This window comes from Candidatus Termitispirillum reticulitermitis, from assembly GCF_054655775.1.
In genome coordinates this window covers 25504-39753 of sequence record NZ_BAAIHG010000007.1, presented here as the reverse complement: position 1 = coordinate 39753, position 14250 = coordinate 25504, and the positions used below count along the sequence as shown (strand labels likewise).

The window sequence follows — 14250 nt, the reverse complement described above, 5'->3', positions numbered from 1 at the left end:
ATGGCAGGGCGCATGTGAATGGGATAGAGAACTTTTGGGGGATAGCCAAGACAAGGCTTGCAAAGTTTAGGGGGATAAACCCCAAGAGTTTTATATTACACCTTAAAGAGACGGAATGGCGTTTTAATCATAGGCGAGAAGATATATATAAAATCTTGCTGAAAGAGTTCAGAAAAACGCCATTACAGCGGGATTGTAAAGGAATTAAATAGAAATATTTTGTGTTGAACAAAAAAACATTTGACTCGGTGTTTATAATGTGCTACAAAACACTCCACAAGGGGAGACTAGAAATTTTCTCTAAACTAGGCTTGAACCAAAATAATTTTATCTATGTCAGCCCCTAATCTGGAAAACAAGGGATTACAAGATGGCGACAGACAACAAAAAAGAGCAGGAGCGTGGCAATCTGCACCAAACAATTTGGCGGATAGCGAACGATTTGCGCGGGTCTGTAGACGGCTGGGATTTCAAGCAGTATGTTCTTGGAATGCTGTTTTATCGTTTTATTTCCGAAAATCTTTCGCAATACATCAACGGCGTGCAGTTTGAGGCGGGCGAAAAAGATTTTGATTATGCCGGTCTTTCCGATGCCGCCGCGAAAAACGGCCGCGAGGATATTTTAACCACCAAGGGATTTTTCATCTATCCGTCCGAATTGTTTGCAAATGTCCGCAGGAATGCCAGCAATGACGCGAACTTGAATGAAACGCTGGAACGGGTTTTCACGAACATTGAGAATTCGGCTGCCGGAACGGACAGCGAAAGCGATATGAAAGACTTGTTCGACGACATTGATGTCAACAGCAACAAGCTGGGCGCAACAGTCGCAAAGCGCAATGAACTTCTTGCTAAACTGATGAATGCTATCGGCGATTTGGAATTGGGCAATTACGGCGACAATACGATTGATGTTTTCGGCGACGCCTACGAATACCTGATGACAATGTATGCGGCCAACGCGGGCAAAAGCGGCGGCGAGTTCTTCACGCCGCAGGAAGTCTCCGAGCTGCTGACCAAAATCGCCGTTGTCGGCAAAACCGAGGTCAACAAGGTTTATGACCCAGCCTGCGGCTCGGGCTCGCTCTTGCTGAAGTTCGCCAAAATTCTGGGCAAGGATAATGTTCGCAACGGCTTCTATGGGCAAGAAAGCAACATAACGACCTACAACCTCTGCCGCATCAATATGTTCCTGCACGATATAAACTATGAAAACTTTGACATCGCGCACGGCGACACCCTGCTTGAACCCAAGCACTGGGATGACGAGCCGTTCGAGGCAATCGTTTCCAATCCGCCGTATTCCATTCATTGGGACGGCGACGGCAATCCGATTTTGATAAACGACGAGAGATTCACTCCCGCCGGCATCCTCGCCCCGAAAAGCAAGGCCGACCTTGCGTTTATCATGCACTCGCTTTCGTGGCTGGCAACGAACGGCACGGCGGCGATAGTCTGCTTCCCGGGCATCATGTATCGCGGCGGAGCGGAGCAGAAAATCAGAAAATACCTGATAGACAATAACTTTGTTGACGCGGTTATCCAGCTGCCGCCGGATCTGTTCTTTGGAACGACAATCGCGACCAGCGTTCTGGTTCTGAAAAAGAATAAGAGCGAAAACAAGACGCTGTTCATCGACGCAAGCGCCGAGTTTGTTCGCGGAAGCGCCAAAAACAAATTGAGCGCCGCGAATATAGAGAAAATCCTAGCCGCATTCATAGAACGCAAAGATTCGGAATACTTTGCGCGATTGGTTGATAATTCGGAAATTGCCGGACACGATTACAACATATCGGTCAGCACCTATGTCGCACAAAAGGACACGCGCGAGGCGGTGGATATAATGGAACTGAACGCGCGGATTGCACAGATAGTGGCGCGGGAAAACACACTCCGCACGGAAATAGACGCAATCATTGCGGACATAGAAGACGGTGCAAAATGAAACAACCGCCATTTTCCATTACCGAGAAAATAACAAACCTTGTAGCCCAGATTTCCGAGCATATCGGGAAAATCAAAGGTTCTGGCGAATATGGCCGCAACTTGCATTTGCGCAAAGTGAGTCGCCTGCGCTCTATACAATCTTCCACCGCCATAGAGGGTAACACCCTTTCGCTTGAACAGATAACCGATGTTATCAACGGCAAAAAGATTGTTGGAAATCCGCGCGAAATAGCTGAAGTCAAAAATGCTTATGAAGCTTACGAGCATATTTTGGGCTTCAATCCGTTTAATCCGAAAGATTTTCTGACTGCGCATAAGCTGATGACGCTTGGATTGGTGCCAGAGGCGGGACAATACCGCGCCAAGGATGTAGGAGTGTTCTCCGGCGAAAAAGTCGTGCATATGGGCGCGCGTCCAGAATATGTCGCAGGCTTGGTCAAGGATTTGTTTGATTGGGCGAAAAAATCTAATATTCATCCTTTAATTAAAAGTTCCGTCCTGCATTTTGAGATAGAGTTCATTCACCCGTTCGCGGACGGCAACGGACGCATGGGAAGGTTATGGCAAACGCTGGTGCTGTCGAAATGGCACGAGATTTTTGCATGGGTTCCGGTAGAAACAATCGTTTATGAGAATCAGGCGAAATACTATGCCGTTCTTGGTCGGGCTGAAAAAACAGCGGATTCCACCGAGTTTATAGAGTTTATGCTGACGGCGATTTCCAAGGCATTGCAGGAATTGCCTACGACAAAGATTACCGATATAATCACCGATATAATTACCGATAAATTGGGCAAAGGCGAAAAAGAGTTTTTGGCTGGGATAATAGGATACCTTGAAAATAACGGCGAAATTGATAATTACAAGGCGCAGTTGCTTACGAATAAATCAGCGGAAAGCGTCAAAAAATACTTTGCCGCACTGGTAACGGCTGGTGTATTGGTCGCAATCGGACAGAACAAGGGCAGGAAGTATAAATTGAAGAAGGTAGCGAAATGAACAAAATAGAGCAAATGATTGCCGACCTCTGCCCCGATGGTGTGAAATATAAACCGCTGGGGGAAGTTTGCGACATTTACACCGGCTCGCAGTTCAACAAGCGCGATATGCACGAGGTCGGCGACTATCCGATTATAAACGGCGGCGTGGCGGCGTCGGGATATTCCGAAAAATACAACGAGCAAGAAAATACGATAACGATTTCGCAGGGCGGCGCGTCCGCCGGATTCGTAAATTGGATAAAGACAAAATTCTGGGCCGGAGCGCATTGCTATGTCATCCGCCCGAACACCGCCGACTTGGACAAGCGATACCTGTTTTTTTTCGTAAAGCATAATCAGGCGAAAATTATGGAATCCAAGCACGGGGCTGGCATTCCGGGGCTGAACAGCAAAAATATAAGAGCCCTTGAAATTCCTCTTCCCCCGCTGGAAATCCAGCGTGAAATTGTCAAGATTCTTGACAATTTCACAGAGCTGGAAGCAGAGCTGGAAGCAGAGCTGGAAGCAGAGCTGGAAGCAAGAACAAAGCAATACCATTTTTATCGCGACCAACTCCTCTCATTCCCTGAAAACGGCAGAAACCTAGAGAGAGAGAGTCCTTTCGTTGTCTGGCGAACCCTCGGAGAAATAGGAATGTTCATACGCGGAAACGGATTGCAGAAGAAAGATTTTACCCCCGAGGGCGTGGGCTGCATCCACTACGGCCAGATTTATACATTTTATGGAACTTCCGCCGACCGGACAAAATCGTTCGTATCCGAAGCCCTTGCGAAGAAACTCCGCAAAGCCCGCAAGGGCGATTTGCTGATTGCCACGACAAGCGAGAATACGGAAGATGTTTGCAAGTCGTGTGTGTGGCTCGGTGATGGGGAAATTGGCATCAGCGGCGATATGTATATTTTCCGCCACGACCAAAACCCCAAATATATCTCTTATTTTATGCAAACGCCAATGTTCTTTGACCACAAAAAGCGGTATGCGACAGGGACAAAGGTCATTCGCGTTAGCGGCGATGATATGGCAAAGTGCAAAATACCGTTGCCGTCGCTGGACGAGCAAGCCCGCATTGTCGCCATACTTGATAAATTTGACGCGCTGGTGAATGATTTGAGCGGTGGGTTGCCCGCCGAAATCTCCGCCCGCCATCAGCAATACGAATACTATCGGGACAAGCTGCTAACCTTCCCGGCCGAGGCATAGGATGAAAGAATTGAACATCATCGCGCAGAATAACTTTTCAACCGTTGTCGCAGAATACACGCCGCAGGACTTGGGGGCGGCGAAGTATCAGTCCGAAGCCGACCTTGAAAAAGAGTTTATCCGCATATTGAAATCCAACGGCTATGAATACCTTGTCGTCAAGAACAACGATGACCTGCTCGCCAATCTGCGCGTGCAGATTTCCAAGTTGAACAAATATGAATTTTCCGATGCCGAATGGTCGCACCTTATGAACGAATACCTGTGCAAGGCGACGGAAGGTATAGAAGAGAAAACTTTCAACATTCAAGAAAACGAGCGGTATAACCTCCGTCTGGACAACGGACGTACGAAAAACATCTCTATTCTGGACAAAGCCAATATCCACAACAACGCTTTGCAAGTTATCAACCAATACGAGGCGTCCGGAACGCGCGACAACCGCTATGATGTATCCGTATTGGTCAACGGGCTTCCGCTGGTTCATATTGAATTAAAGCGGCGCGGCGTTGCAATCCGCGAGGCTTTCAATCAAATCAACCGCTATCAGCGCGATTCTTTCTGGGCAGACCTTGGGCTTTATGAATATGTGCAATTATTCGTTATTTCCAACGGCACGCACACCAAATACTATTCCAACACCACCCGCAACGCGCATATCAAGGAACTGAACGGGAAATCCGGCAAAAAGACCAGCAATAGTTATGAATTCACGTCTTGGTGGACGGATAGCAAAAACAAGCGCATTGCCGATTTGACAGATTTTGCAAAGACATTTATGTCAAAGCACACCCTGCTTTCTGTCATTACAAAATACTGCGTCTTTACCAGCGACAAGCTCCTGCTGGCAATGCGCCCGTATCAGATTGCGGCCAGCGAAGCGATTATCAACAAAATCGCCATGTCCAGCAACCACAAGCAATTATTGGGAACGATAGACGCGGGAGGCTATGTCTGGCACACCACGGGCAGCGGCAAAACGCTGACATCGTTCAAAACCGCGCAGCTGGCGACCAAGCTGGACTATATTGACAAGGTGCTGTTCGTCGTCGACCGCAAAGACCTTGACTACCAGACCATGAAGGAATACGACAAGTTCCAGAAAGGCGCGGCGAATTCCAACACCAGCACCGCCATTCTGAAAAAGCAGATTGAAAATCCGAACGATAAAATCATTATCACAACGATACAGAAACTGGCGAACTTTATATCAAAAAACAAAAGCCACATTGCCTTCAATAAGCATGTTGTTTTGATTTTTGACGAATGCCACCGCTCGCAGTTCGGCGATATGCACGCCCAGATTATCAAGAATTTTAAGAGATACCATATCTTCGGCTTCACCGGCACGCCTATTTTTGCCGTCAATGCCTCTGGCGGCGGTAATCCGCAGCTGAAAACCACCGAACAGGCGTTCGGGCAGAAACTGCACATCTACACGATTGTGAACGCAATCAATGACGAGAATGTCCTGCCGTTCCGCATTGACTATATCAACACCATAAAAATGAAGACCGACATCAAAGATAAAAAGGTCTATGCCATAGAGATGGAAAAGGCCTTGAAAGACCCGCGTAGAATCGCAAACAATGTTTCATATATCTTGGAGCATTTCAACCAGAAGACCAAGCGCAACGACGGCTCTTATATTTTCAACAAACTTATGAATGTCAAAGAGGTTATCGCGGAAAAGGCGGAAGAGATAAAGCAAAAAATTCGCCTGTCCGGCTTTAATTCTATTTTTGCGGTGGACTCCATTCCGTCGGCAAAACTTTATTACGCTGAATTCCAAAAGCAAATGGCGCAGCTGCCAGAAGCACAACGGCTCAAAACGGCACTGATTTATAGTTTCGGCGTAAATGAGGACGAAGGCGGGGATTTTGTTCCAGACGAAAATTTGGAAGATACAAGCGGCTTGGACAAGGCTTCGCGCGATTTTCTGGACATGGCGATTAAGGATTACAATAAAACCTTCAAGACAAATTACGACACCAGTTCGGACAAGTTCCAAAATTATTACAAAGACCTGTCGCAACGGGTTAAAAATCGCGAAGTAGACTTGCTGATTGTCGTGAATATGTTTCTAACGGGTTTTGATGCGACGACATTAAATACTCTCTGGGTTGACAAGAACCTTAGACATCACGGCTTGTTGCAGGCGTTCTCGCGCACGAACCGCATATTGAACTCGGTCAAGACATTCGGAAACATCGTTTGCTTCAGAAACTTGGAAGAAGCCACGAACGAAGCCATCGGAATCTTCGGCGACCGCGAGGCTGGCGGCATTGTATTGCTGAAATCTTACGACGATTATTACAACGGCTATGACAAAGACGGCAAGCCGCAGGTAGGCTACAAAAACTTGATTGCAGAATTGTTGGAAAAGTTTCCGCTGGCGGGAATGCTCATTGTCGGGGAGAAGGCTGAAAAAGAATTCATCAAACTTTACGGCGCAATCCTGCGGGCAAAGAATATCCTGACCTCATTCGACGAATTCAAAGAGAACGAGATTTTGACCGAACGCGATTTTCAGGATTATCAGAGCGCATACTTGGATTTGTATGACAAGCTACGCAAAGATGCGGGCGGTGACAAGGAGATAATCAACGACGACATTGAATTTGAAATGGAGCTGGTCAAGCAGATTACAATCGACATCGATTACATTCTTGAGCTGGTCGCCAAATACCACAAGTCCAAAATGAAGGACAAAGAAATCCTTACAACGATTGATAAGGCGATGAATTCAAGCGTCGAGCTGCGCAGTAAAAAGGAGCTTATCCAAAACTTTATCGCGACATTGAACAACGACAAAAAACTGGATATTGATTCCGATTGGAAAGCATTCGCGGACAAGCGCCGCGCGGAAGACCTGCAAAAAATCATTGAAGAAGAAGGCTTGAAAGAAGCCCCGACGAAAACCTTTATTGAAAAATCTTTCCGCGATGGTGAGATTAAAGCAACTGGAACGGGTTTTGATAAAATCTTACCCGCGATTGGTTTGTTCGGCAAAGACAAAGCTCGCACGAAGAAAAAGTCTGTCGTATTGCAGAAACTCCGCGCGTTCTTTGAGAAGTATTTCGGGATTTAGGAGAGAAAATGGAAACATGGACAGGAAGTTGTAAAATGGCTAAAAATGTTGTAAAATCAACAATCAACAAACTTCTCGCAACGCTGTCGCGAGAAGTTATTTGGTCGCACAATTTGATAATCATATCGGCAGCTAAAACCGATGAAGCCCGTGAATTTTATCTGACATTAGCGGTCAAAAACAAGTATTCCGTTCGGGAGCTTGAACGACAAGTTGATGCGATTTTGCTGTTTGCCAGCCGTTATGGTCAGCAAGGTATGAAAGCACCAACGAGAACGCATAATCGCCCGTTTGCTCAAAATAGTGCCTTTATATTATGCTGTTATGCCCAAGGACGGAATCGAACCATCGACACAGGGATTTTCAGTCCCTTGCTCTGCCAACTGAGCTACTTGGGCGTTTAGAAATAAAAAATAACGCGCTGATACTATCACTAAACAACCAATCCTGTCAACATATTTTTAATTTGCAAGTTTTTTTAGTTCTACCACTAGGTTTAACGCCTCTATAGGCGACATAGTGTTGGCATCAATATTCTTTAATCGCTCTAGCACGGGGTGATTTTCGTCAAAAATTAACAGCTGACGCACCGCTATCTCACTGCCTTTAATCTGTTTCGGCACGGGGGTGAACGCATATGCAGGCGAGGATGTTGGTGCTGGCATAGGTGCAAGTGCACTTTCTTGATTAGCGTGCAGGCTACCTAGCACCTCTCTAGCGCGGACTATTAGGTCGTTTGGTAGCCCCGCAAGTTTGGCTACGTATATTCCATAGCTCTTGTCAGCCACACCGGGAATAATCTTGCGCATAAATATAACATTATCATCCATTTCTCGTACTGATACTGTGTAGTTCTTTATGCCAGACGCTCCCTCTAGCTCTGCAATGTCTGTCAACTCAAAATAGTGCGTAGCGAATAGTGTCTTGGCTTTAATTTTGTCTAGTATATACTCCACCACTGCCCATGCTATTGATATTCCATCATAGGTGGATGTGCCGCGTCCAATTTCATCAATGATTAGTAGCGATTTGTCAGTGGCATTCCTCAATATGTTCGCTGTTTCCGTCATTTCCGTCATAAATGTTGACTGCCCGCGTGATATATTGTCGCTAGCTCCTACCCTTGTAAATATCCTGTCAAGCACGCCGATATGCGCCCGTTCTGCTGGCACGAAACAACCAATATGTGCTATTAGTGCCACTAGTGCGATACTTCGCATATATGTGCTTTTGCCAGCCATATTTGGTCCTGTTATCAACATTAGTTTGCCTGACCGCTCGTCTAGGTGAACGTCATTTGGTATATACTCTCCTTTCATTAGTGTTTCCACTACAGGGTGGCGTGCGCCCTCAATATCTAGTTCGCCGCTGTCATCTACTATTGGCTTTATGTAGCCATGCTCTAACGATACTTTGCAGAAGCATATATATAGGTCTAGTTTGGCTATATTTGTGGCTGTTGCTCTCAACATTGCCGCGCTTTCCGCTACCATATCGCGCACGGAGCAGAATAAGTCATATTCTAGCTGGACGAGTCGTTCCTCAGCACCTAGTATTTTGCCTGCTAGCTCCTGTATTTCAGGGGTTATGAATCGTTCGGCGTTCACCAGCGTATATACGCGCTCAAAATCGTGTGGCACTTTATGCAGGTTTGCTCTTGTCACCTCTACATAGTAGCCGTGCATTTTGTTGTAGGATATTTTCAGCGAGTTAATTTTAGTTTGCTCGCGTAGTCTGCTTTCAAGTGCGAGTATCTTATCTCCGCCGCTTGTAGTAGCGGAGCGCAGAGAATCAACGGTCTTGTTGTAGCCTGTTTTTATGATACCGCCTGCGGTTAGTGTTTGTGGCGGTTCGTCTGCGATAGCCGCCATTAGCATATCGGCTATTAGCCCCGCGTCTTTCATTTTAACGCCTAAGTTTGCGATATTTTCAATGCCTGAACTTTCTAGTATGTCTGCTATGCGCGGCAGTTCTAGTAGCGAATCTCGTAGCCAGACAAGCTCTCTAGCCGATACGCGCTTTGCGGATATGCGGTTTGTAATGCGTTCTACGTCATAAACGCTTGACAACAGCTTGTCTAGCTCCTCTGCAAGGGCATTATTCTTTGTAAAATATTCTACAATGTCTAAGTGTTTGTTGATAACTGCTACATCTCTGGATGGGCGCAGTATTTTCCATTGGAGTAGCCTTGCGCCCATAGATGTGCTAGTGCGGTTTAACACTTGCATCAGCGTTCGTCCGCCCTCGTAGGGGCTATATACTAGCTCTAGTGCTCTAATAGCAATGCTATCTAGGGTAAGCAGCCCTGTTTCGCTCAATGTTTTTGGTCTGGCGAAAGTAGCGTCTAGCATAGATTCTTTGACGTATCGGAGTATCATTTCAAATGGAACGGCTAGCTGTTTATTTTCAATGCCTAAATCTTTCAGGGTTAGTTCGCGTTTGTTTTTTTCTATGTCCTCATATAGTGCGATTATGGCTTTAATGGCGTTAGCGGTTGTGGCAGGCTGCATTATTTGTCTAGGTGCGCCACTTGTAAGTGATAGTTCGTATGTTGTGATAATTTCTTTTGGCTGGAATGCTGTTATAGTGTCATCTATCAGTTGTTCGGTTGTTTGGGTTAGATGTATCTCCCCTGTGGATATATCGCCAGCGGCTACGTAGAAGGCTATTTCATCGCGGTAGATTGCTACGATGAAGTTATTAGCGGCATCTGGCAGTTCTACCTCGTCAATGACCGTACCCGGCGATACTATGCGGGTGATGCCGCGTTTGATTATCCCCTTTGCCAGTGCGGGAGCTTCCAGTTGGTCATATATGGCGACCTTGTAGCCAGCGCGAATCATTTTTAGCATATATTGTTGATAGGCGCGGTATGGCACGCCGCACATAGGCAGGGGGTCGGAGCTGGTTTTGTTGCGGCTGGTAAGGGCTATTCCGAGCACCTTTGATGTGGTAATGGCGTCTTCGCCGAACACTTCGTAGAAGTCGCCAACGCGACAGAATATGATAGCGTCTGGGTATTGTGCTTTAACTGTCGCTAGCTGTTTCATCATCGGGGTATCGTTATTTTGAGCTGTCATAGCGGGTATTTTACGCACCCTCCTATGATATTGTCAAGTTCAGTTTTTTTTCTAATTTTTCTCTAAAGTTTTTCTAAAACCTGCCGATACCCCCTGCAACAATTGAACTAATACGCCTTTCTATTGAAAGAATCAAGGGGGATGTTATGGCGTTGTCTATTTATCAGAATCTCGGTGCGATGGTGGCTCACTCTTACTTGAGCAGTAACGAGTCGCGCTTATCAACGACTATTGAACGGCTATCTTCTGGACTCCGTATAAATCATGCCGCTGACGACCCAGCTGGTCTATCCGTCTCGGAGACGATGCGCGGGCAGATTAAAAGTCTAAAGCAAGCGTCTCTCAATGCGCAAGATGGCATGTCGTTCTTACAGACGGCTGAAGGTGCTATGGAGCAAACTTCTGCAATGCTTATTCGTATGCGGGAGCTTGCGGTTCAGGCAGCTAATGGCACCTATTCAGCTAACGACCGTATGGAAATGCAAAAGGAGATTGACCAGCTCAAGCTGGAGATTGACCGCATAGCCAACAACACAGAGTTCAACACCAACAAGTTAATCAATGGCAGAGCGGCTGGACTATGGACTACTGATAATAATTTTTTATCAACGATTATACGCGGACCGCTTGCAGCTGGCAACTATGAGATGACGCTTAACGTAAAGCCCGGCGTAAATCAGGTGCAAAAGAGCAATATTTTGAGCTTGAATGAGAGTCAGATTGGGGCGCAACTGGCTGACATTGAAGGTGTTGACAAGCCTAATATATTGAAATCTAGTTCACCTAAGGGGCTTACTGCTACCGAAAATGTGCCATTTGTGGTGACGGTTACTGCGGGGTTATCAACGCTCACTGCGGCTGATACGCACATTATAGGCAGATATGCTCAGCCAAACTCTACGTGGAACGCCTCTGTTGGGGTTATTGCATCTACCGTCAGTGGCTATTTTGAGGTAGAGTTCTTAAACAGTTCGGTTAATGCTGACGAAGTTAGGGTAAAGTATCGTTTTATCAATGCCAAGACGGGCGAAGTGTCGCCTTATTTAGAAGCTGCTAGGTCTGACTATGTCAACCTAGTTTTACCGAATGCTGCGGGCAATGCTTATCTGATGGTCAACACCCTTGAAGGTGGCGGCATTCATAATGGCGACAAGCTGTTAATATCGGTTTCAGCCAATGTCAGCGATGTTTATCCTAGTTTAGCACCTTATACGCGTGCGGCACCGACTGCAATACCAAATATATTTACATCTGCAAGTGCAGCTGGCAGTTACGATTTTAATCTTGTTCCTGCATCGCCAGCGAGCACGTATAACACGTATTTTAAGGCTATCACAGGTTTGACTACTGTAACATCATCAGTTAGTGGCAATGCGAATAGTGTGTTTAATTCTAGTGGCACGCTGACGGTTGAGTTCACGTTGGGTGCTACAAATATAAATATAACAGCACAGATTACGTCAGCAACTAGTGTTGCAAGTATGCCTAATATAGATGGTGTTAAGTTCAGCTTTGTGGATGGGGCGGGCAATGTATTCACCGTTACTACTTCGCTGACGTTGGGGGTTTATAGTGTAAGTTCCTCAACAATTTTTCCTAGTGCTACTAACAGGTATTACTATGAGGCTAGTTTTCTTATCGGCGGCAATATGGTTCACTACAAAATGCCTGTAGGCACTAACTATGACGGCGAACCTAACGGCAGTGCGGGCAGTTTAGATATTGTTGTTGGCGATAGTATGAGTTTCACGGTTTATATGCCTGTGTTAGCTCCTAAGGTTTATGAATCAGAGCTACTTGAGCATGGTGGCGGCACTATCCAGCTGAATGAGGGTCCTAGTGGTGTGCAAAGCTCTCCGGTTATTGTGTATGGTGCACATGAGTTGACTAGGGTAGTAGATAGTTCTACGGGCACGCTTAACTTGAATATCGTGACGGTGCATTATGCCGAACTTGATTCGCAGACGGGCAATATAAACTTAGGCAGTATAGATTTAACTTTTGATGATGGTGTTGGTGTTCAGCTAGATACGGCAGTTAGCACGCTATATGCGGGGACGACTGATGGCAAGATTGCGCTTGAGGTTAAAGGTTCTGGCGAGGCGGCGACCAGCACAACCAAGCTACGTTCACTGAAAGCTTTCACTAATGAAGACGGCAGAATGTTGTTGGATATTACGCAGGAGTTGACTGTTTATGGTAACAGCCGTCAGGCGACTGTGTTCTTGGAGGCTGACGACACGATAGCTGATTTAGTAAATAAGCTGAATAAGGCGATTGTGAAAGACCTCGCTATGGGAACGAGCACTCCGGAGGTTAATTCTAAGCTGATTCAGTATGTGACTATGCCTAACACGCGCAGTGATGCTTTAGACAGCGTTCATGGCACGCTATTAGTGCAAAGTGCGATACCGGGCAAGCAAGGCGAGTTGGCGTTCACGGGCGACAGCGACATATTAGATGCATTAGGTCTTATCACCGTTCGCAGTTCAATAAACAGCACTAGCATAGTGGATATTAGCAATGCGCACACGGGTGTGCATATAGCCAGCGAGCGTGTGAGTGATGATAGGGCGTATTCGCTAATAGGCGGGGCGGAGATAAAGCTAGATGCGCGGGCGGGCATTGATGTTAGCTGGAACAATACAGACCTTCGCAACGAAATAATGTTTGAGTCTAGTGTCAGTGTATCTAATACCAAGCTATATATGCACATAGTTGATAGCAGACCGCTGTTGCAGATAGGGGCGGACTATGGGCAGGTTATGGATATATCTATCCCTCAGCTTGATTTAGAGGGGCTTGGTGTAGAGAATTTGTTGGTTGTGTCGCACGAGTTAGCTGAGAAAGCTATTACCAGTCTTGATGTAGCGTTAGATAGGGTAACTAAGGTGCGTGCCAGTGTAGGTGCGCAGGTATCAAGGCTGCAATACACCACGTCTAATTTAGCTAGCACGAGTCAGTATTTGACGACTAGCGAATCTCGTATACGTGATTTAGATGTAGCGGAGGAGAGCACTAATTTAGCGGCTTTCCAAATGTTGACACAGTCTGGTGTGGCGATGTTAGCTCAGGCTAACCAGATACCGCAGTATGTGTTGCAGCTTATACAGGGTCGGTAGGGATTAAAAAATATATTTTGGAGGGTATTTTTATGGGAGCAGCGTTGAAAGTGGCGGAGCAACCGAAAGCAAATCAACAACTGGCGCGTTTATACGATATGCTAGCTGAGATTTTCGCGAGCGGGTTTTACGGTTCGTTAGAGGTGAAGTTTGAGGCGGGCAAGGTGACTATAATCCGCAAGACTGAATCTATAAAGCTGTAAAAAGGTTATTTGATAAGAGATTCGTTTAGAGAGAGACGATACCGGGAAGGGGGGTGGTTTGGGCGCCACTCCTCTACCTCCCGAAAAAATGGAGGTTTTTATGAGTGCAACTGAAAATTTAGCAAAACTGGGTCTTAAACTGCCACCGCCACCAGCACCGATTGGCGTGTATGTGCCGCTGAAGCGTAGTGGGAATATGGCATTCACTTCGGGGATGCTCCCTGTAGGAGCGGATGGCAAACTGATATTTGAGGGCAAGCTGGGTGCTAATGTAGATGTAGCAGCTGCTGAGGAGTGTGCCAAGCTGTGTGTTTTGAATGCTCTTGCGCATATAGTGGCGCAGCTGGGCAGTCTGGATAGGGTTAAGAGTGTTGTTAAGGTAGTTGGTTTTGTGGCGAGTGCTGTGGGTTTCAATAAACAGGGGGCGGTGATGAATGCGGCATCTCAGTTACTTGTAGATATATTTGGGGTTGAGGCAGGTTCTCATGCGCGTTCAGCGGTGGGGGTAGCGGAGTTGCCAGCGGGCGCACCTGTGGAAGTTGAATTGATAGTAGAGGTTATAGGGTAGTGTTCCCCGTGAGGGGGTGAGATAGAGCGATTTTTGGG

8 protein-coding genes, 1 tRNA gene and 2 pseudogenes are annotated in these 14250 nt (G+C 46.4%); 9 read left to right on the top strand and 2 right to left on the bottom strand.

The features are described 5' to 3' along the window. The 6 genes and pseudogenes from AC1MDJ_RS01830 to AC1MDJ_RS01805 all read left to right on the top strand — a co-directional run. Positions 1 to 212, top strand: a pseudogene (locus AC1MDJ_RS01830) (hypothetical protein); the annotation flags it as partial. A gap of 158 nt (positions 213 to 370) precedes the next feature. After that, the gene (locus AC1MDJ_RS01825; protein WP_479689250.1) at positions 371 to 1945 is read left to right on the top strand and encodes a type I restriction-modification system subunit M; all 1575 of its coding nucleotides are present in this window, start codon (positions 371 to 373) and stop codon (positions 1943 to 1945) included. 116 nt (positions 1946 to 2061) lie between these two features. Further along, on the top strand, positions 2062 to 2946 hold the full coding sequence (locus AC1MDJ_RS01820) for a Fic family protein (RefSeq protein WP_479689249.1): 885 nt from the start codon (positions 2062 to 2064) through the stop codon (positions 2944 to 2946). After that, complete coding sequence (locus tag AC1MDJ_RS01815) at positions 2943 to 4148, top strand: restriction endonuclease subunit S (RefSeq protein ID WP_479689248.1); 1206 nt, start codon at positions 2943 to 2945, stop codon at positions 4146 to 4148. The genes AC1MDJ_RS01820 and AC1MDJ_RS01815 overlap by 4 nt, the downstream gene beginning before the upstream one ends. A gap of 1 nt (position 4149) precedes the next feature. Then, a complete protein-coding gene (locus AC1MDJ_RS01810) occupies positions 4150 to 7239 on the top strand; it encodes a type I restriction endonuclease subunit R (RefSeq protein WP_479689247.1) in 3090 nt (1029 codons plus the stop codon). A gap of 8 nt (positions 7240 to 7247) precedes the next feature. After that, positions 7248 to 7448: pseudogene (locus AC1MDJ_RS01805) on the top strand (DUF1016 N-terminal domain-containing protein); the annotation flags it as partial. Between the two features lie 116 nt (positions 7449 to 7564). Here the strand turns inward: AC1MDJ_RS01805 and AC1MDJ_RS01800 are convergent. Both AC1MDJ_RS01800 and mutS read right to left on the bottom strand, forming a co-directional pair. Then, positions 7565 to 7637: transfer RNA gene (locus AC1MDJ_RS01800), tRNA-Phe, on the bottom strand. A 63-nt stretch (positions 7638 to 7700) separates the two neighbouring features. Then, positions 7701 to 10319 carry a DNA mismatch repair protein MutS gene (mutS, locus tag AC1MDJ_RS01795; RefSeq protein WP_479689246.1) on the bottom strand — a complete coding sequence of 873 codons (2619 nt, stop codon included), beginning with the start codon at positions 10317 to 10319 and terminating at the stop codon, positions 7701 to 7703. A gap of 146 nt (positions 10320 to 10465) precedes the next feature. Here mutS and AC1MDJ_RS01790 point away from each other — a divergent pair, with 146 nt between their 5' ends. The 3 genes from AC1MDJ_RS01790 to AC1MDJ_RS01780 all read left to right on the top strand — a co-directional run bounded on the left by AC1MDJ_RS01790 (position 10466) and on the right by AC1MDJ_RS01780 (position 14212). Next, positions 10466 to 13441, top strand: coding sequence for a flagellin N-terminal helical domain-containing protein (locus AC1MDJ_RS01790; protein ID WP_479689245.1), 2976 nt, complete (start codon positions 10466 to 10468; stop codon positions 13439 to 13441). A gap of 32 nt (positions 13442 to 13473) precedes the next feature. Continuing rightward, the gene (locus AC1MDJ_RS01785; RefSeq protein WP_479689244.1) at positions 13474 to 13644 is read left to right on the top strand and encodes a hypothetical protein; all 171 of its coding nucleotides are present in this window, start codon (positions 13474 to 13476) and stop codon (positions 13642 to 13644) included. A gap of 100 nt (positions 13645 to 13744) precedes the next feature. Next, positions 13745 to 14212 (top strand): RidA family protein, encoded by a 468-nt coding sequence (locus AC1MDJ_RS01780; protein WP_479689243.1) that lies wholly within the window; start codon positions 13745 to 13747, stop codon positions 14210 to 14212. Positions 14213 to 14250: the final 38 nt, after the last annotated feature.

What these genes read in the sequence shown, in the direction of transcription:
- AC1MDJ_RS01785 (WP_479689244.1), top strand. Translation starts at nt 13,474, where the DNA reads ATGGGAGCAGCGTTGAAAGTGGCGGAGCAACCGAAAGCAAATCAACAA.
- AC1MDJ_RS01815 (WP_479689248.1), top strand. Translation starts at nt 2,943, where the DNA reads ATGAACAAAATAGAGCAAATGATTGCCGACCTCTGCCCCGATGGTGTG.
- mutS (WP_479689246.1), bottom strand. Translation starts at nt 10,319, where the DNA reads ATGACAGCTCAAAATAACGATACCCCGATGATGAAACAGCTAGCGACA.
- AC1MDJ_RS01790 (WP_479689245.1), top strand. Translation starts at nt 10,466, where the DNA reads ATGGCGTTGTCTATTTATCAGAATCTCGGTGCGATGGTGGCTCACTCT.
- AC1MDJ_RS01825 (WP_479689250.1), top strand. Translation starts at nt 371, where the DNA reads ATGGCGACAGACAACAAAAAAGAGCAGGAGCGTGGCAATCTGCACCAA.
- AC1MDJ_RS01780 (WP_479689243.1), top strand. Translation starts at nt 13,745, where the DNA reads ATGAGTGCAACTGAAAATTTAGCAAAACTGGGTCTTAAACTGCCACCG.
- AC1MDJ_RS01810 (WP_479689247.1), top strand. Translation starts at nt 4,150, where the DNA reads ATGAAAGAATTGAACATCATCGCGCAGAATAACTTTTCAACCGTTGTC.